We start from the raw sequence: 1,172 nt of genomic DNA, 5'->3' as shown, positions 1-1,172 counted from the left end.
AAGTGGAAGATGCAGGCATCGAAGCGGAAGCCGTCGACGCCGCGCTCGAGCCAGAAGCGGATGTCGGCCAGCACCTGGTCCTGCACCTCGGGGCAGTGGAAGTTCAGGTCGGGCTGGCTCGCGAGGAAGTTGTGCAAGTAGTACTGGCGCCGGCGCGAATCCCACTGCCAGGCCGAACCGCCGAACACGCTGAGCCAGTTGTTCGGCGGCGTGCCGTCGGGCCGCGGGTCGGCCCACACATACCAGTCGGCCTTCGGGTTGCTGCGGCTCGCGCGGCTCTCGCGGAACCAGTCGTGCTGGTCGGAGGTGTGCGACAGCACCTGGTCGATCATCAGCTTCAGGCCGAGCTCGTGGGTGCGGGCGATCAGCCGGTCGAAATCGGCCAGCGTGCCGAACAGCGGGTCGACATCGCGGTAGTCGGCGATGTCGTAGCCGAAGTCCTTCATCGGGGAGCGGAAGAACGGCGAGACCCAGATCGCATCGACGCCCAGGCTCGCGACGTAGGGCAGCCGGTCGATGATGCCGGCGATGTCGCCGATGCCGTCGCCGTTGTGGTCGGCGAAGCTGCGCGGGTAGATCTGGTAGATCACCGCGCCCCGCCACCAGGCGGCGGGGTCGGCCGCCGGCCGGCGGGCGGAATGGGAGGGTGCAGCGGGTGCGTGGCGCGGTGCGGTGGCGAGGTCGGTCATGCGGATCGGATTCAGGACTACCGCATGAGCGTTGTAGTTTGACTACAAATACGATGCTTCTGCAGGTTGGGCGCCACTTTATGCGGGCAACTGAATCGAGAAAGAGAGGGTTTACCCTTGATTTTTGATCGGCAAAACCCGAATGGACCTGATGCTCCTGTAGCAGCCGTCAGGTGGGCTCAGGTGTCGCGAACGATCAGCTCCAGCGGCAGCAGCACCGAATCCTCCCCGTCGAGCACGATGCGCACCGCCGTCTCGCCCTTCACGACCGCGTTCTGGCGAATCGTCGTCAGCCCGGCCGCGCGGGCCGCCGCGATGTCGTCGAAGCCGACCGCCGCCACCAGCGTGGTGCCGGGCCAGTCCACGATCACGCTGCGCGCCGCGAGCGCCATGCGGTCGCTCATCGCCACCAGCGCGATCCGGCGGTACGGCGCGAGCCGCTCGCGCATCGCCTGCGCCGCCTGGGCCGCCGCGGCCTCGGGC

1 protein-coding gene and 1 pseudogene are annotated in these 1,172 nt (G+C 67.8%); both read right to left on the bottom strand.

Annotated elements, in window-relative coordinates; all coding sequences use genetic code 11:
• On the bottom strand, positions 1 to 689 hold a 689-nt coding region (locus tag AC1D15_RS33325), incomplete at its 3' end, for an alpha-amylase family glycosyl hydrolase (RefSeq protein WP_477829435.1).
• A gap of 179 nt (positions 690 to 868) precedes the next feature.
• Positions 869 to 1,172 (bottom strand): annotated as a pseudogene (locus tag AC1D15_RS33320) (hypothetical protein); the annotation flags it as partial.

It is taken from the genome of Rhizobacter sp. P2_H2, assembly GCF_056403375.1.
The sequence above is the reverse complement of the archived record's forward strand: the minus strand, read 5'-3'. Positions and strand labels throughout refer to the sequence as shown.